The following is a 19,087-nucleotide window of genomic DNA, read 5'->3' as shown; positions in this document are numbered from 1 at the left end:
TGGCGGGCGGGCCCCGGCAGGCCTCGCGCGGTTCAGACGGCGGCCTTCTTCAGGCGACGTCGCTCGCGCTCGGAGAGACCGCCCCAGATGCCGAACCGCTCGTCGTTCTGCAGCGCGTATTCGAGGCATTCGGAGCGGACCTCGCAGGCGAGGCAGACCTTCTTGGCCTCGCGGGTCGAGCCGCCCTTCTCGGGGAAGAAGGACTCGGGATCGGTCTGGGCGCACAGCGCGCGCTCCTGCCAGCCGAGTTCTTCGTCCGCGTCCTCGACCAGCAGTTCCTGGAACAACTCGGTCATGTGCGCCCCTCGTCTGTTCTGTGCGTCCCCGTGGTGTTGCCGTTGCGAACCCGGCCTAACGACACGAGTGAAATTACAAGTTTGTGCTCTGCGCGAGTCAAGCCGAGATCTGCTACTGGGCCTCGTATTCACTCTGCGGAACCAAGCGTATGCGGAAAGTGTTCAAATCACCAAAAAACGAGACACATGCCACCGGCCTGGGTGCACCGTGCGGTCCTCATGGAGAAGGACGTCCGAAACTTGGATCTTGTTGCGATCCAGCCATGGAAGCGATCCGGATCACAGTCCGATCACGGACCGGCCGAAGCCGGACGGTGACCGACCGTGGTCGATCTCGTGGGCGCCGCCATGTTTACGGGCACGACTGAAGCGCCATCTGTCCTGGTCCGCGCCTGAACAAACCTTTCTCCGCGCACTGTAACCGGATGAGGTGAAACATTACCCCCAAATCGGGCATTGAGTTGACAGTCGGGTGCCCTTCCGGCCACCTTTGGTGGCATGCCAGCGACCGCAGCGCTCTCCGCGACCCACAGCCGTGGGTTCCGCAGCGCTGTCCAGGCGCGCTGTTGCTGTTGCTGTCCCAGCTGTTGATGCCGTAGAGCTCCAGCTTTCCCCCAGCGTCACCCTGCGTCACTTGTGTCACCTCTTCTCCGTGACCCCCCACCGCTTCTGTTTCTGCTGAGGAACCTCCCCACCCATGAACATGGACAGCGACCTTCAGATCGCCGGCGACATCCTCGAGGTCCCGCACCTCCTGCAGCCCGAGCGCGCCCACCCCGTCACCGTGGCCGAGTTCGCCGGCCTCGCGCGCGCGATCGCCGACGACCGCTCCCAGTGGGCCCCGTACGTCGAGTACGACGCCACCACCCGCTGGTACCACCGGCTCCGCACCGGCCCCGGCTACGAGGTGTGGCTGCTCTCCTGGGTGCCCGGCCAGGGCAGCGGGCTGCACGACCACGGGGTCTCCTCCGGCGTACTGACCGTCCTGGAGGGCGAACTGACGGAGCGTACGGACCGCGCCGCGCGGACGCTCGCGCCGGGCGCCGAGCGGGTCTTCGCGCCGGGGTACGTCCACGAGGTCGTCAACGACTCCCTCGAACCGGCCGTCAGCCTGCACGTCTACTTCCCCGGCCTCACCGAGATGCCGATGCACGAGTCGCTCCAGGCCCAGTGCGCCCCACTCACCCCGGGTGTCGCAGTGGCCTGAGAGACTGCTGTGCATGCGCATTGTGGTTCTGGCCGGCGGCATCGGTGGTGCCCGTTTCCTTCGCGGCCTCAAGCAGGCCGCGCCTGACGCGGAGATCACGGTCATCGGCAACACCGGTGACGACATCCATCTCTTCGGGCTGAAGGTCTGTCCCGACCTGGACACGGTGATGTACACCCTCGGCGGTGGCATCAACGAGGAACAGGGCTGGGGCCGCCGCGACGAGTCCTTCACCGTCAAGGAGGAGCTCGCGGCGTACGGCGTGGGGCCCGAGTGGTTCGGCCTCGGCGACCGGGACTTCGCGACCCACATCGTCCGTACGCAGATGCTCGGCGCGGGGTACCCGCTGAGCGCCGTCACCGAGGCGCTCTGCGACCGCTGGCGGCCGGGCGTGCGACTCCTCCCCATGTCCGACGACCGCGTCGAGACCCATGTGGCGATCGAGGTCGACGGCGAGCAGCGCGCGGTCCACTTCCAGGAGTACTGGGTGAAGCTGCGCGCCTCCGTGGACGCGAAGGCGATCGTGCCGGTCGGGGCGGAGGCCGCGAAGCCCGCGCCGGGCGTCCTGGAGGCCATCGCCGAGGCGGACGTCATCCTCTTCCCGCCGTCCAACCCCGTCGTGAGCGTCGGGACGATCCTGGCCGTGCCCGGCATCCGTGACGCGATCGTCGCGGCCGAGGTGCCCGTCGTGGGCCTCTCCCCCATCGTCGGGGACGCGCCCGTGCGCGGCATGGCCGACAAGGTGCTCGCGGCCGTGGGCGTGGAGTCCACGGCGGCGGCGGTCGCCCGGAACTACGGCTCCGAACTCGTCGACGGCTGGCTCGTCGACACCGTCGACGCGGGCGCGGTCGCGGACGTCGAGGCGGCGGGCATCCGCTGCCGGGCGGTCCCGCTGATGATGACCGACGTCGAGGCGACGGCCGCGATGGCGCGGGAGGCCCTGGCGCTCGCGGAGGAGCTGCGGTGAGCGTGGCGTCCGTGGGTCCGGCGGCGCCGGAGGACGCCGGGAGTCCCTCGTACCGGGTCTGGGCGCTGCCCGGGCTTCCCGAGGTGACCGCCGGGGACGACCTGGCGAAGCTCGTCGCCTCCGTTTCACCCGATCTCGTCGACGGGGACGTCCTCCTCGTCACCTCCAAGATCGTGAGCAAGGCCGAGGGGCGGGTGATCGCCGCCGACGACCGTGAGGAGGCCATCGACGCCGAGACGGTACGGGTGGTGGCGCGGCGCGGTGCCCTGCGGATCGTCGAGAACCGGCAGGGGCTCGTGATGGCCGCCGCCGGGGTCGACGCGTCCAACACCCCCGCCGGGACCGTGCTGTTGCTGCCCGAGGACCCCGACGCCTCGGCCCGGCGGATCCGTTCGGGGCTGCGCGAGGCGCTCGGCGTCGACGTGGGCGTCGTCGTCACGGACACCTTCGGGCGGCCGTGGCGCAGCGGGCTCACCGACGTGGCGATCGGGGCGGCGGGGGTGCGGGTCCTGGACGACCTGCGCGGCGGGACCGACGCGTTCGGCAATCCGCTGAGCGCGACCGTGGTCGCCACCGCCGACGAACTCGCCGCCGCGGGCGACCTGGTCAAGGGCAAGGCGGCGGGGCTCCCCGTCGCCGTCGTCCGGGGCCTGCCGCACGTGGTGGCCGGGGACGAGGAGCCGGGGGCGCGGGCGCTGGTGCGCGGCGCCGCCGACGACATGTTCCGGCTCGGCACGTCGGAGGCCGTACGGGAGGCGGTGACGCTGCGGCGGACCGTACGGGAGTTCACCTCCGACCCGGTCGACCCGGGGGCGGTACGGCGCGCGGTCGCCGCGGCCGTGACGGCGCCGGCCCCGCACCACACCACGCCGTGGCGGTTCGTGCTCCTGGAGTCGGCCCCCTCGCGGGTGCGGCTGCTCGACGCGATGCGGGAGGCCTGGATCGCGGACCTGCGGCGGGACGGCAAGTCCGAGGAGTCCATCGCCAAGCGGGTCCGGCGCGGGGACGTCCTGCGTCACGCGCCCTACCTCGCGGTGCCCTGCCTCGTCATGGACGGCGCCCACCACTACGGCGACCCGCGCCGGGACGCGGCGGAGCGCGAGATGTTCGTGGTGGCGGCGGGCGCGGGCGTCCAGAATTTCCTGGTGGCCCTCGCCGGTGAGCGGCTGGGCTCGGCGTGGGTGTCCTCGACGATGTTCTGCCGGGACGTCGTGCGGGAGGTCCTCGACCTGCCGGCCGGGTGGGACCCGCTGGGCGCGGTCGCCATCGGACATCCGGCGGGGGCGCCGAAGGAGCGGGCGGCGCGGTTGGCCTCGGAGTTCGTCGAGGTGCGCTGAGGGGGGCATGGGCTTACGGGCTGCGGGCCGTGCGCCTCCGGGCGGGCGGGCCGTGGGCCGGACGGCGTCGGGCCGTGGGCCGCCGGACCGGGCTCGACAGGCCCTAGAGCGCCGTGATGTCGCCCGGGGTCATCCGGGGCGCCCGGCGCGGGGGTACGCGGCCGCTGAGGAGGATCAGGCGGGCCGCGCGGTGGCGCTGGCCCGCGTAGGGGGCCAGGAGCTCCAGCATCGCCTCGTCGTCGGTCGTGCGGTCCCCCGCCAGGGCCCAGCCGACGATGCCGGGCAGATGGAGGTCGCCGGTCGTGACCTCGTCGGGGGCGCCGTTGCTGCGCTGGACCGTCTCGGCGCTCGTCCACGGGCCGATGCCCGGGACCAGCTCCAGCCGCCGCCGGGCCGACGCCGGATCCATGTGCGCGGCCTCCTCCAGACGGGCCGCGACCCCGGCCGCGCGGACGATCGTGGCCGAGCGCTTGCCGTCGACGTTCGCGAGGTGCCACTCCCAGGACGGGATCCGCTTCCACGTCCGCGCCTCCGGCATCACGTGCATGCCCTCGGGGGCCGGGCCCGGCGCGGGCTCGCCGTACTTCCGTACGAGCAGCCGCCAGGACCGGTAGGCCTCGTCCGCCGTCACCTTCTGCTCCAGGACCGACGGGATCAGCGACTCCAGGACCAGGCCCGTACGGGTCAGACGCAGCCCCGGGCGGCGGCGGTGGGTCGCGAGGACCAGTTTGTGGCGGGGGACGAAGGCGGCCGGGTCGTCCTCGGCGCCGAGCAGCGCCGGGAGGCGGTCCAGGAGCCAGGTCGCGCCCGCGCCCCAGGCCTCGGCCGCGACCCGGCCGTCGCGGACGGCGACGCGGAGGGTGCCGGGGCCGTCGGGGGTACGGCTGGCCCGCCAGACGGAGCCGTCCGGGGTGACGCGGAAGGTGGGGTCGGCGGGGCCGCGGCGGAGGGGGCCGAGGGTGAGGCCCAGGTCGACGGTGGGGTCGAGGGCCTCCTGGTCCGCTGCCGGGTACGTCGACCGGTCCGCTGCCGGGGGCGGGCCTGCTGCCTGGTCCGCTGCCGGGTGCGTCGCCGGGTCCGCTGACGGGTCCGGGGGGCTCTCCCGGCGGGGGACAGCGGTGTGGCCGCCGCGGACTGTGGTGCGGGTGGGGTTCGTGGGGGGTGTGAAGCGGCCGGCCATGGCTACGAGCGTAGCCGGGGCGCGGGCGGGGGTGCGGGGCCTCGGGGTGGGCGTTCCGGGGAGCGGCCGGCGCCCTCGGCCGGGTGGCGGGCGGGACCGCGAGGGGGCCGCCCGCCGGTGGGGCTACTGGTCCGAGGAGAAGCGGACCGTGCCCGCGGGGAGGGTCGCCTCGCACCAGATTCTGATGCCGTCCCGCAGTTCGTTGTCCGCGCCCACCTGCGCGCCGTCGCCGATGACCGCGCCGCTGAGGACCGTACGGGCGCCGATGCGGGCGCCCGCCCCGATCAGGGAGTCGGTGATCACCGCGCCCGGTTCGACGACCGCGCCCGCCAGGAGCGTGGAGCCCGAGATGCGGGCGCCCTCGCCGACCACCGCGTCCGCGCCGACGACCGTGCCGCCGGTCAGCTTGGCGTCCGGGGCGACGCGCGCCGAGGGCAGCACCAGGCGGTCGCCGCAGCGGCCCGGTACGGCCGGGGACGGCGCGCGGCCGAGGACCAGGTCGGCGGAGCCGCGGACGAAGGCCTGCGGGGTGCCGAGATCCAGCCAGTAGGTGGAGTCGACCATGCCCTGGAGGTGGGCGCCGGAGGCGAGGAGCTCCGGGAACGTCTCCCGCTCGACCGAGACCGGGCGGCCGGCCGGGATCGTGTCGATGACCGAGCGCCGGAACACGTACGCCCCGGCGTTGATCTGGTCGGTGACGATCTCCTCGGGTGTCTGCGGCTTCTCCAGGAAGGCCGTGACGCGGCCGGTGGCGTCCGTGGGGACCAGACCGAAGGCGCGCGGGTCCTCGACCCGGGTGAGGTGGAGCGAGACGTCCGCGCCCGAGGAGGAGTGGGTGGCGACGAGGGCCTGGATGTCGAGGCCCGTGAGTATGTCCCCGTTGAAGATGAGGACCGGGTCGTCGGGCCCCGAGTGCAGCCGCGAGGCCACGTTGCGTATCGCGCCGCCGGTGCCCAGCGGCTCCTCCTCGGTCACGTACTCCAGGCTCAGGCCGAGCGCCGAGCCGTCACCGAAGTGCGGCTCGAAGACCTCGGCCAGGTAGGAGGTGGCGAGCACGATGTGCTCGACGCCGGCGGCGCGGGCGCGGGCCAGCTGATGCGTCAGGAAGGGGACGCCCGCCGCCGGGACCATGGGCTTGGGCGTGTTGACCGTGAGGGGTCGCAGCCTTGTTCCCTTGCCACCGACCAGGAGGATCGCTTCTGTCACCTTGTCGTCTCTGCTTCCTGTTCGGGGCCCGTCAGCACGCCCGTCTCGGCCGTCCGTGCGATATGACCGGTCAGTTTAGGCCGATGGTTGCCCCGATGACCCCATCAGCTCCTTCCCTGGTACTTCGCCGAGCTCGTACGGGCCGTTCCGAGCTTCCCGTACAGCCGTGCTCCGGGGCACTCCGTCGCGAATCCGTCGCGGTGTCCGGCGATGGCGTTGAACCTGACGTTCTTGCCCTTCGCGTACAGGTTTCCGCCACCGGAGACGAGGGTCGCCGTTCCCTTCGGGTTCACCCCGTGGAGCCCGAGTTTCCAGGCCGTCAGCTTGGCGACGGCGGTCACCGCGGCGGCCGGCGGGTCGTTCTTGGTGAACGTGCCGAGGACGGCGATGCCCATGCTGTTGGTGTTGAACCCGAGGGTGTGCGCGCCGAGGACGGGCTTGGCCACGCCCCCCGCCCGGCCTTCGTAGATGTTTCCGCACTTGTCGACGGCGAAGTTGTAGCCGAAGTCCCGCCATCCACTGCTCTTGACGTGGTAGCGGTAGATACTGCGGAGGACGGAGGGGGCCTGGGCGCAGGTGTAGTTGTTTCCGGTCACGCTGTGGTGCACGAAGGCGGCCTTGATGCTCTTGGTGTAGACGAAGCCCTTCTCCCGGATCGACTCGTCCGCTCCCCAGCCCTTACGGGTGATGATCTTCGGCTGGGGGCCGATGTACGGCTTCGCGGCTGCGGGTGCCGCCGGGGCGGCCTGGGCCGCCGCCGGGGGCTGCGCCTCCTGCGTCCTCGGCAGGTACGGGAGCGTGAGCTCCGTCGCCGCCTTCGACAGCGCCGGGATCCAGGCCGCTCCGTACGGGGCGAGCTGGGCGTTGACGCCGCCGGCCGCCGCCTCCGCCGCGCTCAGGCCGAGGAGGCCGAGGGCCCCGAACGAGCCGAACGGTCCGAACGAGCCGGTGGGGACGAGGGAGGCGCCCGGGGCGGGCGGGGACGCTGCCGCGCGCGTCAGGGCGGCGGGGGCCGCACCCGGGCTCTCGGGTCGGGTCGCCCCTTCCAGGGGCGTACGCCGGGACACCGGCTCCAGAACGGCGTCGGGGTCCGTTTCCGGGGCTTCGTCGGGGAGCGACTCGGCAGATCCGTCCGGGGACGTCTCGGGGACCGCCTCAGGGGCCGTGTCCGGAACGGCCTCGGGGGACGTCTCCGGGGCCGTTTCGGCAGACCCGTCGGGGGCCGATTCCGGGGCCGTTTCGGCAGACCCGTCGGGGGCCGATTCCGGGGCCGTTTCTACAGACCCGTCCGGGGCCGACTCCGGGGTCTCCCCCGGAGTCGTCTCCGGCGCCGTCTCCAGCGCCCCGTCCGGGGTCGGCGGCGCCTCGCCCGGGTCGACGAGTTCTAGGCGCAGGCCTTCGGGGAGCGTCTCCTCCCCCCGTACCCGGATCTCCACGCCGTCCGAGTCACCCACCCACAGCGGGGCGGTGGAGCCCTTGAGCGCCCGTCCCGAGCCCTCCGCGGTGTCCGGGTCGGCGCCGTGTTCCTCGTTGTGGGTCTCGATGTCCTGCCACTCCGACCAGGCACCGCCGTCGGCGGCCCGGGTGCGGACCTGCACGGTGCCGTGGAGGACGGCCGTCGGGTCGTCCCAGACGACGCCGACGAGCGAGAAGGGCCTGACGTCGCGCCGGGCGAGGCCCTGCGCGGCGGAGTCGTCCGTCCCGCCCCACGAGCGGTCGGCGGCGCTCAGTGGTTCCAGTGGCAGGGACTGGGTGGCGCCCGGCAGTTCGGGCGCGGGTGGCTGTGCGGTGGCCGCCGGTGGCAGTCCGAGCGCCGAGGGCACCTCCGCCGCCGCGGGTGCGACGAGGGAGACCGGCAGGGCGAGGACCGCCGCACAGGTAACGGCGATCGAGGAGGCGAGTGAGGCACGCATAGGCCGATCGTGCGTAGCCGGTGACCGTTCCGCGCGTCGGGAACCGGCCCGGAAACTGACGTCGTGTCGGTCCGACCGGTGGACGGCTTCACCGGTACGGCGGACCCCCGTGCGGGCGCCCGCGTACGCTGTCCGGCGTGAACGCCAGCGACCGCACCCCCGCCGACCTGCTGCGATCCGCGCTCGCCGCGGACCCCGCCCGCCCCTTGGTCACCTTCTACGACGACGCCACCGGTGAGCGGGTGGAATTGTCCGTCGCCACCTTCGCCAATTGGGTGGCCAAGACGGCGAACCTGCTCCAGGGCGAGTTGTCCGCCGCGCCCGGCGACCGGCTCGCGCTGCTGCTGCCCGCGCACTGGCAGACCGCGGTCTGGCTGCTCGCCTGTTCTTCCGTCGGGGTGACCGCGGAGGTCGGTGGCGACCCCGCGGACGCCGACGTCGTGGTCGCGGGGCCGGACACGCTGGAGGCGGGGCTCGCCTGTTCCGGGGAGCGGATCGCGCTCTCCCTCGCCCCGCTGGGCCGCCGGTTCGCGGCGGTGCCCGCCGGATACGCGGACTACGCGGTCGAGGTGCCGAGCCAGGGCGACCGGTTCGCCCCGTTCGTACCGGTCGACCCGGAGGCGCCGGCGCTCGCCGTCGGCGGTACGGAGCGCAGTGGCGCGCAGCTCGTGGCGGAGGCCCGTGCCGACGCGGCGGCCCTCGGCCTCGCGCCCGGCGCCCGGCTGCTCTCCGGGCTCGGTTACGAGGGGTGGCAGGGGCTCTCCGCGGGTCTGTACGCGCCCCTGGCGGCCGGCGGCTCCGTGGTGCTCTGCCGGAACCTGGACCAGCTGTCCGCCGAGTCCCTCGCGAAGCGGGTGGAGAGCGAACGGGTGACGGTCACCGCCGCCGTCTGAACCGCTCGGGCACCCGTTCGGCCCAGCACCGCGCCGAGTCCCCGGGCTCGCACGCCCCCGCCGGTACATGATCGGCCGGGGGGAGTCGACTCCTTCCGCACAACCATGTGTCGGGTTCGGCCGTCTCCTTCTACGACCGGCGGCCGCCCGGCGTGCCGCCGACGCCATGAAGGACGGACTCAGACGTGACGGACCGTGCGGGCACGCCCGCCGAACCGGATCCCCCGGCAACGGAGGGCGCGGCTCCCGGGGCTCCGGAGGGGCCGCGCCGACGCCACTGGCTGCGGTGGACGGCGCTCGGCGTCTCGATCGCGGTGCTGGTCGCGGCCGGGGTCGGCTGGTGGTTCTACCGCAAGCTGGACGGCAACATCACGACGGACACCACCGCCGCCGCGGAACTCCAGGAGTACGAGAAGGAGCGTCCGGCGGCGGTCGTCTCGGCCGCCCGGAACATCCTGCTCATCGGCTCCGACACCCGGGCCGGCGCGGGGAACCGCAAGTACGGCAGGGACAAGGGCACCCAGCGCTCGGACACGACGATCCTGCTGCACCTGTCGGCGGGGAAGAAGAGCGCGACCGCCGTCTCCGTCCCCCGCGACCTGATGGTGACGATCCCGAGCTGCCGCAAGCCGGACGGGACCCGCACCCGCGAGCAGTTCGCGCAGTTCAACTGGGCCTTCGAGTTCGGCGGCACGGCGTGCACGATCCGTACCGTCGAGAAGCTGACCGGGATCCGGGTGGACCACCACATGGTGATCGACTTCCGGGGCTTCAAGAAGATGGTGGACGCGGTCGACGGCGTGGAGGTCTGCCTCAAGGAGCCGGTGAACGACCCCGACGCGAAGCTGAAGCTGCCCGCGGGGCGCCAGACGCTCCACGGGGAGCAGGCCCTCGGTTTCGTACGGGCCCGGAAGTCGATCGGCAACGGCAGCGACACGGACCGCATGGACCGCCAGCAGCAGTTCCTCGGCGCCCTCGTCAACAAGGTCCAGAGCGACGGGGTGTTGCTGAACCCGACCAAGCTCTATCCGGTCCTGGACGCGGCGACCAAGGCGATCACGACCGACCCGGGGCTCGACTCGCTGCGGGACCTGTACGACCTGGCGCGCTCGTTGCGGGCCGTCCCGACGGAGAAGGTGCAATTCCTCACGGTGCCGCGCCGCTCGTACCGATACGACCCGAACCGGGACGAACTGGTACAGCCGGCGGCGAGTCAACTCTTCAAGCAGCTACGGGAGGACCGGCCCGTCGTGGTCGCGCCGGACGAGGAGAAGGAGTCGGGGGCGGACGGGAAGCCCGACGACGCGGACACCCCGGCACCCTCCGTGACCCCGACCTTCACGGGGCGGAACGCCGCGGAAGGGGTGTGCTCCTGAAAAGGGCCGTGGGGACGGCGAGTAAAGGGCACACCAAGGGGAGGGCTGAGAGCGATGAGGTTTGAGCAAATTGCCCGGTTGTAAGGGGCGTGGAATTTGTCACGCACGTCGCCCCACGCTGAACTGGGCGGATACTGTGACGCGATCCGGTGCACCCCGACCGTGTGGTCGCACTCACCAAGGATCGAACGACCGAGAGAGCGGCGCCCTGTGGGGGAGGCGCCTCGCGTGGCACCGACGGAGGACTCGAGTAACCGTGGACGCGCACAGCCGTGGACGGGCGGACGAGATCGACCCCGCCGACCAGTGGGTGCTCAACCCGCAGACGGGCAACTACGAACTGCGACTGGACCACTCCGCTGGGCAGTCACCGCAGAGGGCGTCCGCACCCCGTAGAGCCACCGTTCCCGCACCCGCGCCCGCCGACACCCCCGTCGAGGCACCCGTCCCCGGCCAGCGGCGCCGGCGGGTCACCGAGGCGGGCGGCGACGGGCAGCAGCCGCCCGCGAGCCGCCGCAAGCGCAAGCAGGGCGCCTCGCGCAAGAAGAAGGTCCTGCTGTGGACCGGCGGCACGATGGCGTTCGTCCTCGTCGGCGGCGCGGCCGGCGCGTACATGCTCTACAAGGAGCTCGACGGCAACATCGACGTCGTCGACGTCGCCGGCGTCGAGAGCAAGGGCTTCCGCAAGGGCGAGGCCTTCAACATCCTGATCATCGGCACCGACAAGCGGACCGGTGAGGGCAACGGCGGCTACGGCGACAAGAACAGCCCCGGCCACGCGGACACCACGATCCTCTTCCACGTCTCCGCGGACCGGACGAACGCCACGGCGGTCTCCATCCCGCGCGACCTGGTGACGACGATCCCCGAGTGCCAGACGAAGCAGCCCGGCGGCTCGCTCCTGACCATCCCCGGGCAGCAGAAGGCCCGTTTCAACGTGAGCCTCGGCCAGGACGGCCGCGACGCCGGCTGCACCATGCGCACGGTCAAGGAACTGACCGGTCTGACCGTCGACCACTTCATGATGGTCGACTTCAACGCCGTCAAGGAGCTGACCACGGCCGTCGGCGGCGTGAAGGTCTGCGTCGAGAAGCCGGTGAACGACCGCAAGTCGCACCTGAAGCTGCCCGCCGGCGAGTCGACCATCGCGGGGGAGCAGGCGCTCGCCTTCGTCCGTACCCGCTCCAGCTTCGGCAACAAGAGCGACCTCGACCGGATCAAGATCCAGCAGCAGTTCCTGAGCTCCATGATCCGGGAGATGAAGTCGGACGAGACGCTCACCAGCCCGACGAAGCTGCTCGACCTCGCGAAGGCGGCGACGAACGCGCTCACCGTCGACAAGGGCATAGGGTCCCTCTCCAAGCTCCAGGACCTGGCCAAGGAGCTGTCCGGGATCGACACGAAGAACATCTCGTTCGCGACCCTCCCGGTCATCGACAACCCGGACGAGCCGAAGCCGATCACCGTGGTGCCGCACCCGACGCAGGCACCGCAGCTCTTCGCCGCGCTGCAGGCCGACACCTCGCTCACCGCGGTGAAGAAGAAAACGCAGGACGCCAAGAACGCCCAGGCGCAGGCCCAGGCCAAGCTCCTCCAGGGTGCCCGCGCCGAGGCCGCCGACGTGCGCGTCGACGTGTTCAACGGCAGCGGCATCACGGGCGCTGCCCAGTCGACCATCGTCTGGCTGCAGAACGACCAGGGCGTCAGCCGCTCCACCAACAAGAGCAACGCCCCCGAGAAGGCGGCGAGGACGACGCTCACCTACGCACCGAACCAGGCCGATCAGGCCCGCAAGCTCGCGGACATGATGGGTCTGGCCGCCACGGCCCTCAAGCCGGGCACGCAGGACGCCGGGGAACGCGAGCCCATGACGCTCGTCCTCGGCGCCGACTTCAAGGGCGCGGGGGTGCCCATCACCGGTCCGGCGAAGGCGCCGGACGTCGAGAAGGTAGAAGCTGACAAGCAGGTGTGCGCCAAGTAACCCGGAGACACCGGGACTTGGCACGCTCCTGACTGACGAGGGGACCTGGGGTGGGACAGAACAGCGTGCGTGGGGAGGGAACGCGGGAAAGCGTTCCGCGCGCCCGTCAACTGGGCTGGGACGACGACCTGTACGAGGCCGGTGAGGCGCCCGGCGCCGCGGCGGACGACGCTCCCGAGGGGACGGCGGCCGCCGAGGGCACGACCCGCGCCGAGCGCCGGCGCGGCGCCGGGAACGGCGGGGGCGGCGGCGGTGACGGCGCCGCCGACGGGCCGTCCGGGCACCGCCGGGGCGGCTCGCGCCGGCGCGCCAAGAAGGCGGGCAAGCGCAAGGTGCTCCGCTGGGTCGCGATCACGATGTCGGTCCTGATACTCGGGACGGCCGGCGCCGGATACCTGTACTACGAGCACCTCAACGGCAACATCCGCAGCGGCGGGCGCGCGGGCGGCGAGAGCGGCGTGAAGAAGGCCCCGCCGAACGCGCTGGGCGACACCCCGCTGAACATCCTGCTGATCGGCTCCGACAGCCGGGCGGACGAGAAGAACATCGCCCTGGGCGGCGGCCGGAACGACAAGGACCGCAAGCCGCTCGCCGACGTACAGATGCTGCTGCACGTCTCGGCGGACCGCGAGAACGCCTCGATCATCTCCATCCCGCGCGACACGGTCGTCCCCATCCCCGCCTGCAAGGACAAGGACGGCACGTCGTACGCGGCCACGGCCAACCGTCCGATCAACGAGAGCCTCCAGCGCGGCGGCCCCGGCTGCACCCTCACCACCTGGGAGACCCTCACCGGCACCTACATCGACCACTGGCTGATGGTCGACTTCGCCGGTGTCGTGGCGATGGCCGACGAGGTCGGCGGTGTCCCGGTCTGCGTCAAGACCGGTGTGTGGGACAAGTCGAACGGGATCGTGAAGGGCGGCTCCGGCCTGAAGCTGAAGCAGGGCTACACCGACGTCCAGGGCGAGCAGGCCCTCCAGTGGCTGCGCACCCGGCACGCGTTCGGCAGCGACCAGAACCGCGCCAAGGCCCAGCACATGTACATGAACGGGATGATGAAGAAGCTCCAGGGCCAGAACGCCTGGACCGACACCGGGCGCCTGATGGGTCTGGCCGAGACCGCCACGAACGCCCTCCAGGTCTCGGACGAGCTGAAGTCGGTGTCGAAGCTCTTCGACCTGTCGATGCAGCTCAAGAACGTCAAGCTCGACCGCCTCACCACGGCCACGGTGCCGACCAGCCCGTACGCGCCGAACCCCAAGGCCTGGCTGCAGCTGGTCCCGTCGGCCGCCGACAAGATGTGGTCGATGCTCCGGGACGACGTGGCCTTCGACAAGAACGGCGACAAGGCCGGCACCAAGCCGAAGCCCTCCTCGAAGCCGAAGACGCCCGCCGAGGCACCCGGTTCCTTCGCCGTGACGGTGGTCAACGGAACCGACGGCGGCGGCGAGTCGCCCGTCGAGGGCCGTGCGGGAACGATGGCCGAGACCCTCAAGGGCAAGGGCTTCACCCAGGCCGGTTCCTCCAAGGAGGGCGGCGGCCGCAAGGACACCATCGTGTCCTACCCCAAGGCGGACGGCGACCAGGGCAAGGCGAACGCCCAGTCCGTGGCGAAGTCGCTCGGCCTGCCCGAATCGGCCGTCCGGGCCGACGCCAAAGCGGAGAACATCACCCTCGTCGTCGGCGCGGACTGGCGCGAGGGCACCGTCTACAAGAGGCCGACGACGATCGCGGGCGATCTGCCCGAGGGCGCCGACGACAAGGCGACCTGCATGGACGTCTACTCCGTCTACAAGTGGGACGGGAAGAGCTGACCCCCCTCCCCCGCCCACGAGAACGGCGGCCGGGCCCCGAAAGGGACCCGGCCGCCGTTCTCGTACGGGAGGTGTCAGACGGTCTCGGACTCGCCCGCCCGCACGGCCGGGCGACGGCTCGCGATGACCTTCTTCGCCAGGGAGCGGGGGCTGGTGAGGAAGCCGTACCCCCACGACATGTGCATCGTCGCCAGGGCCACCGGGATCTGGAGGCGGGCCTTGAGCGGCAGGCCCTTGCCCGCCGGGACCGAGCCGGCCGCGATCGCGGCGAGGTAGCCGGCCGGGATCACGAAGCCGAGCGGGGTGAGGACCGCGCCCACGACCACCCCGGCGGCGATGGCGCAGACGGCGGTCGGCGGGGCCAGGTAGCGGAGGTTGATGGAGCCGGGGTGGTAGCGGGCCACCACGTGGCGCCAACGGCCGTAGTCCTTGTACTGCTTGGCGAGCGCCCGGACGCTGGGCCGCGGGCGGTACTGGACGCGCAGCTCCGGCGAGAACCAGATCCGGCCGCCGGCCTCGCGGATGCGGAAGTTCAGCTCCCAGTCCTGGGCGCGGATGAACTCCACGTTGTAGCCGTCCTGCTGCTCCAGCGCCTCGCGCCGGAAGACACCCAGGTACACGGTCTCGGCCGGGCCCGCCTCGCCGCCCGTGTGGAAGGCCGCGTTGCCGACGCCGATCTTCGAGGTCATCGCGGCGGCGACCGCGTCCTCCCAGGCGTTCTCGCCCTCGGCGTGCATGACACCGCCGACGTTCTGCGCGCCGGTCTCCTCCAGGAGCCGGACGGCGGTGGCGATGTAGTTCGGGGAGAGCATGCCGTGGCCGTCGACGCGCACCACGATCGGGTGGCGTGAGGCCTTGATCGCCGCGTTGAGGGCGGCGGGCGTGCGGCCCGTGGGGTTCGGCACGGTCTTGACGCGAGCGCGCGGAGAGGAAGCGGTCTCACGGACGAGCTCGGCGGCGATCTCGTCGGTGCGGTCCGTGGACGGGCCGAGCGCGATCACCACCTCCATCTCGCCGTCGTACTCCTGCTCCAGGATGTGACGAACCGAGGTGCGCAGATACCGCTCCTCGTTGAGGACCGGCATGATCACGGAGACGGGGGGCGTGGCGTTCATTGCCCGCCACGTTACCGCGAATGGGGGACAGCGGTGCGCGCCGCACGGGTGGCGCACCCTTGCGCTGATCGTATGGGCCTACCGTGCTCACGGTTCCCCTTGTCACACCCGCGGAGGTGTCCGTCCGTGCCCACACCGCCCCGCACGCCCCGTCCCCGGCCCGTCGCCCGAGCCGCGCCGGTCCGCCGGCGGCGCAGGCGCCCCCGGTGGGGGATGCGGATGGCGACGGCGCTCTCCGTGACCGTCCTCGCGGCGGGCGGGATCGGGCACGCCGTGGTGACCGGCCTCGACACCGGCATCACCCGCGTCGACCCCTTCAAGGACATGAAGAACCGGCCGCAGGGCGGCAACGGCATGAACGTCCTCGTCGTCGGCACCGACGGCCGGGACCGGATCACCCCCGAGGAGAAGGCCCGGTACCGGCTGGGCGGCGCGCCCTGCCACTGCACCGACACGGTGATGCTCGTCCACATCTCGGAGGACCGGGAGCGGGCGAGCGTGGTGAGCCTGCCCCGGGACTCGTACGCCGAGATGCCCGAGCACACCGACCTCGTCAGCGGCAAGCGGCACCAGGCGCACCCGGTGAAGCTGAACGCGGCGTACGCCGAGGGCGGGCCCTCGCTGACCGTGCGCACCGTCGAGTCGATGACCGGCGTCAAGATCGACCACTATCTGGAGGTCGACTTCACCAGCTTCATGCGGACCGTCGACGCGGTCGGCGGGGTGCAGATCTGTACGACCCGGCCCGTGAAGGACACGTACACCGGGCTCGACCTGCCGGCCGGCACCCACGAGCTCGACGGCGGCCAGGCCCTCCAGTACGTCCGTTCCCGGCACATCGACGGGGCCGCCGACATCGGGCGGATGCAGCGGCAGCAGCGGTTCCTCGCGGCGCTGATCGAGCGGATGACGAGCGGCGGGGTGCTCTTCAACCCGGTGCGGTTCCGTGAGGTCGCGACGACGATGCTGAGCTCCGTCCGGGCCGACGAGGACTTCGGTACGGATCAGCTGCTCGCCCTCTCGAAGGCGATGCGGGGCTTCACGCCGGCGTCGTCGGAGTTCGTGTCCGTGCCCATCGGGGACATGAGCTTCCCGGTGAAGGGGATCGGGTCGACGGTGAAGTGGGACGCGACGAAGGCGCAGAAGCTGTTCAAGGCGCTGCGGGAGGACCGGCCGCTGGCGCCGCAGCGGGCCGCCGCCTCGTCGGCGAAGGCGCCGAAGGCCGTGGTCGTGGACGTGCCGCCGCGCACGGTGCGGGTGCAGGTCTACAACGGGACCCGGACCGACGGGCTGGGCCGCAAGGTCGACGACGCGCTGCGCGGGACCGGCTTCGACACCACCCGGGCGCCGAAGACCGGGACCGGGAAGGAGCAGGCGCGGACGGTCGTGGAGTACGACCCGCGCTGGGACCGCTCGGCCAAGACCCTCGCGGCGGCGCTGCCGGGGGCGGAGCTGCGGGCGGTCGCGAAGCGGGGCGGGGTGATGCGGGTGATCGCGGGGGCGGACTACCGGGGCGTCACGGCGGTCCGGGGCGAGGACGCGGGACGGGCGGGGCCGTTCGAGGCGGTGACCGGGGACCGGGTGGTGTGCCCCTAGGGCCTGTCGATCAGGCCGGGCGCAGGGAGGGGCGCGGTACCGGACGTCAGGGGCCGGGGCTGATCGACCGGACACGGCCCACGGCCCCGGCGGGGTCCCCCGGGGCCGTCAGTCCTCGTAGCCCTCGGCCTTCCGGCGTTCGCGGAGTTCCTTGATGGCCTGGCGGCGGGCCAGGCGGTGGGTGCGGCGGATCTGGGCCTCCTGGTGGCGGCGCTTGTCCTTCTCCGTCTCCGGGACGACCTGCGGGACCGGACGCGGCTTGCCGTCCGCGTCGACCGCCGCGAAAACCAGGTAGGCGGAGCCGACCTGCGTCGCGGGCGTGGACTCGTTCCAGCGCTCCGCCATGACCCGGACGCCGACCTCCATGGAGGACCGGCCGGTCCAGTTGACCTGGGCCTTCACATGCAGCAGGTCCCCGACCCTGACCGGCTCCAGGAAGACCATCTCGTCCATCGAGGCGGTGACCGCCGGGCCGCCCGAGTGCCGGCCCGCGACGGCGCCGGCCGCGTCGTCGACCAGCTTCATGATCACGCCGCCGTGCACCGTACCGAGGAGGTTGGTGTCGTGGCTGGTCATGATGTGGCTGAGGGTGGTGCGGGAGGCGGAGGTGGGCTTGCCCGGGATATCGCCCTGATCTGTCATGCCCTCCACCATATGCCGGGTCCTGTCGCCGTCGCCGTTCGGTCCGCTTTGCATCAGCTTGGCAACAGCACCGGTCCGATGTTCCACCCGCCCTGTCGCCCGTAAAGCCCTGCCCGGCACACTGGTCCGCATGAATGACTGGCCCGAAGACGGCGGCTACGGCCGTGGCAACGCGAACCCCCAGCCCGAGGGTCCTCGCCGGATGAGCCATGTGCAGCGCCCGCAGGTTCCGCAGCAGCCGCCCCGCCAGGCACAGGGCCAGGGCTACAACCCGAACTTCACGCAGGCGCAGGGGTCGGGTTACGACTCCGGCTACAGCTCGGGCCAGGTCTACGGTGCCCCGCAGGGCGGCGGGCACGGCACCGTGCCGCCGCAGTACTCCCCGGGGCCCGGCTCCGGCGGTCCCGGGCGTCCCGCCCCGGACTGGCGCAAGCGGATCAAGGTCGGCTCGATCGTGCTGGTCGTAGGCGTCCTCGCCTGGGGCATCGGCACGTACGCCTGGGCCAGCTCGCAGATGCGCAACGAGGTCGACCTCTCCAAGGTCATCGAGCGGCCGGCCGAGGGCGACTGCACGACGTATCTCATCGTCGGCTCGGACAGCCGTGAGGGCATGTCCGCCGAGGAGAAGAAGAAGCTGCACACGGGCTCCGCCGAGGGCAAGCGGACCGACTCGATGATGATCCTCGCGGCCTGCTCCAGCGGGAACACGATGGTCTCGCTCCCCCGTGACTCCTGGGTGACGATCCCGAGCTTCGTCGGCTCCGAGTCGGGCAAGTCGTACCCGGCCCGCGGCGGCTCCAAGCTGAACGCGGCGTACGCGATGGACGGCCCCGAGCTGCTCGTGCGGACCGTGGAGTTCAACACCGGGCTGCGCATCGACCACTACGCGGAGATCGGCTTCGCCGGCTTCGCGAACATCGTGGACGCGCTCGGCGGCGTCGAGCTGAAGATCGACAAGGGCTTCAAGGACAAGAAGTCCGGCGCCGACTTCCAGGCCGGCACACAGACCCTGAACGGCGAGCAGGCGTTGGCCTTCGTCCGGACCCGGTACGCCTTCGCCGAGTCGGACCTGGCGCGGACGAAGAACCAGCAGAAGTTCCTCTCCGCCCTGGCCAACCAGGCGGCGACGCCGGGCACGATCCTCAACCCGTTCGCGCTGTACCCGACGCTGGGCGCCGGTCTGGACACGCTGATCGTGGACAAGGACATGTCGCTGTACGACCTCGGGAAGATGTTCTTCGCCATGAAGGGCATCAGCGGCGGCGACGGCAGATCGATGAACATCCCGATCGCGGGCAGCGCGCCGCAGGGCTCCCTGAAGTGGGACATGCCGAAGGTCAAGCAGCTGGTCGAGCAGATCAAGAACGACGAGAAGGTCACCGTCGAGTCGAGCCGCTGACCTCCGCGCGTACGGACGAGAGGGCGCCTTCCCGGTCGGGAGGGCGCCCTCTCTCCTGTCACCGCGAGGGGGCTGTGGTCAGGGGAGGTTGCGGGCCATGACGATGCGCTGGACCTGGTTGGTGCCTTCGTAGATCTGGGTGATCTTGGCGTCGCGCATCAT

The 19,087-nt window shown here is 71.9% G+C and carries 16 protein-coding genes; 9 read left to right on the top strand and 7 right to left on the bottom strand.

The annotated features are described in order from the left end of the window. Positions 1 to 32: 32 nt before the first annotated feature. Positions 33 to 296 carry a WhiB family transcriptional regulator gene (locus tag ABT129_RS34735; RefSeq protein WP_015033978.1) on the bottom strand — a complete coding sequence of 88 codons (264 nt, stop codon included), beginning with the start codon at positions 294 to 296 and terminating at the stop codon, positions 33 to 35. A 697-nt stretch (positions 297 to 993) separates the two neighbouring features. Between ABT129_RS34735 and ABT129_RS34730 the strand changes: the two genes are divergently transcribed. The 3 genes from ABT129_RS34730 to ABT129_RS34720 are packed head-to-tail and all read left to right on the top strand — an operon-like array spanning position 994 to position 3,807. After that, positions 994 to 1,503, top strand: a complete 510-nt coding sequence (locus ABT129_RS34730) for a cysteine dioxygenase (protein WP_351909640.1) — start codon at positions 994 to 996, stop codon at positions 1,501 to 1,503. Positions 1,504 to 1,516: 13 nt separating this feature from the next. Further along, entirely contained in the window at positions 1,517 to 2,470 is a 954-nt protein-coding gene (cofD, locus tag ABT129_RS34725; protein ID WP_351909638.1) for a 2-phospho-L-lactate transferase, read from the top strand. 2 nt (positions 2,471 to 2,472) lie between these two features. Then, positions 2,473 to 3,807, top strand: a complete 1,335-nt coding sequence (locus ABT129_RS34720; RefSeq protein WP_351909668.1) for a coenzyme F420-0:L-glutamate ligase — start codon at positions 2,473 to 2,475, stop codon at positions 3,805 to 3,807. A gap of 103 nt (positions 3,808 to 3,910) precedes the next feature. Here ABT129_RS34720 and ABT129_RS34715 read toward each other — a convergent pair whose 3' ends face one another. The 3 genes from ABT129_RS34715 to ABT129_RS34705 all read right to left on the bottom strand — a co-directional run bounded on the left by ABT129_RS34715 (position 3,911) and on the right by ABT129_RS34705 (position 8,106). Next, the gene (locus tag ABT129_RS34715) at positions 3,911 to 4,987 is read right to left on the bottom strand and encodes a DNA-3-methyladenine glycosylase family protein (RefSeq protein WP_351909636.1); all 1,077 of its coding nucleotides are present in this window, start codon (positions 4,985 to 4,987) and stop codon (positions 3,911 to 3,913) included. Positions 4,988 to 5,110: 123 nt separating this feature from the next. Next, positions 5,111 to 6,193 carry a mannose-1-phosphate guanylyltransferase gene (manB, locus tag ABT129_RS34710; RefSeq protein WP_351909634.1) on the bottom strand — a complete coding sequence of 361 codons (1,083 nt, stop codon included), beginning with the start codon at positions 6,191 to 6,193 and terminating at the stop codon, positions 5,111 to 5,113. Positions 6,194 to 6,297: 104 nt separating this feature from the next. Then, positions 6,298 to 8,106, bottom strand: coding sequence for an N-acetylmuramoyl-L-alanine amidase (locus tag ABT129_RS34705; protein ID WP_351909632.1), 1,809 nt, complete (start codon positions 8,104 to 8,106; stop codon positions 6,298 to 6,300). Between the two features lie 137 nt (positions 8,107 to 8,243). On the opposite strand from ABT129_RS34705, the gene ABT129_RS34700 reads away from it, so the two are divergent. From ABT129_RS34700 to ABT129_RS34685, 4 genes are all read left to right on the top strand, one after another. Continuing rightward, positions 8,244 to 8,999, top strand: a complete 756-nt coding sequence (locus tag ABT129_RS34700; protein ID WP_351909630.1) for a TIGR03089 family protein — start codon at positions 8,244 to 8,246, stop codon at positions 8,997 to 8,999. 185 nt (positions 9,000 to 9,184) lie between these two features. Then, positions 9,185 to 10,375, top strand: a complete 1,191-nt coding sequence (locus ABT129_RS34695; protein ID WP_351909628.1) for an LCP family protein — start codon at positions 9,185 to 9,187, stop codon at positions 10,373 to 10,375. Positions 10,376 to 10,631: 256 nt separating this feature from the next. After that, on the top strand, positions 10,632 to 12,356 hold the full coding sequence (locus ABT129_RS34690; protein ID WP_351909626.1) for an LCP family protein: 1,725 nt from the start codon (positions 10,632 to 10,634) through the stop codon (positions 12,354 to 12,356). Between the two features lie 50 nt (positions 12,357 to 12,406). Next, positions 12,407 to 14,173: an LCP family protein gene (locus ABT129_RS34685; RefSeq protein ID WP_502982002.1), complete on the top strand. Its 1,767-nt coding sequence runs from the start codon at positions 12,407 to 12,409 to the stop codon at positions 14,171 to 14,173. Positions 14,174 to 14,247: 74 nt separating this feature from the next. Here ABT129_RS34685 and ABT129_RS34680 read toward each other — a convergent pair whose 3' ends face one another. Continuing rightward, a complete protein-coding gene (locus ABT129_RS34680; RefSeq protein ID WP_351909624.1) occupies positions 14,248 to 15,288 on the bottom strand; it encodes a glycosyltransferase family 2 protein in 1,041 nt (346 codons plus the stop codon). Positions 15,289 to 15,414: 126 nt separating this feature from the next. Here ABT129_RS34680 and ABT129_RS34675 point away from each other — a divergent pair, with 126 nt between their 5' ends. After that, entirely contained in the window at positions 15,415 to 16,884 is a 1,470-nt protein-coding gene (locus ABT129_RS34675) for an LCP family protein (protein ID WP_502982001.1), read from the top strand. 108 nt (positions 16,885 to 16,992) lie between these two features. On the opposite strand, the gene ABT129_RS34670 is transcribed toward ABT129_RS34675, so the two are convergent. Then, positions 16,993 to 17,526 carry an acyl-CoA thioesterase gene (locus ABT129_RS34670; RefSeq protein ID WP_351909622.1) on the bottom strand — a complete coding sequence of 178 codons (534 nt, stop codon included), beginning with the start codon at positions 17,524 to 17,526 and terminating at the stop codon, positions 16,993 to 16,995. A gap of 130 nt (positions 17,527 to 17,656) precedes the next feature. On the opposite strand from ABT129_RS34670, the gene ABT129_RS34665 reads away from it, so the two are divergent. Beyond that, entirely contained in the window at positions 17,657 to 18,925 is a 1,269-nt protein-coding gene (locus ABT129_RS34665) for an LCP family protein (protein WP_351909620.1), read from the top strand. Between the two features lie 78 nt (positions 18,926 to 19,003). On the opposite strand, the gene ABT129_RS34660 is transcribed toward ABT129_RS34665, so the two are convergent. Then, the coding region (locus tag ABT129_RS34660; protein WP_094743042.1) for an acyl-CoA dehydrogenase family protein at positions 19,004 to 19,087 on the bottom strand (84 nt) is incomplete at its 5' end.

It is taken from the genome of Streptomyces sp. NPDC002057, from assembly GCF_040296665.1.
In the GTDB taxonomy this organism is placed as follows: domain Bacteria; phylum Actinomycetota; class Actinomycetes; order Streptomycetales; family Streptomycetaceae; genus Streptomyces.
The sequence above is the reverse complement of the archived record's forward strand: the minus strand, read 5'-3'. Positions and strand labels throughout refer to the sequence as shown.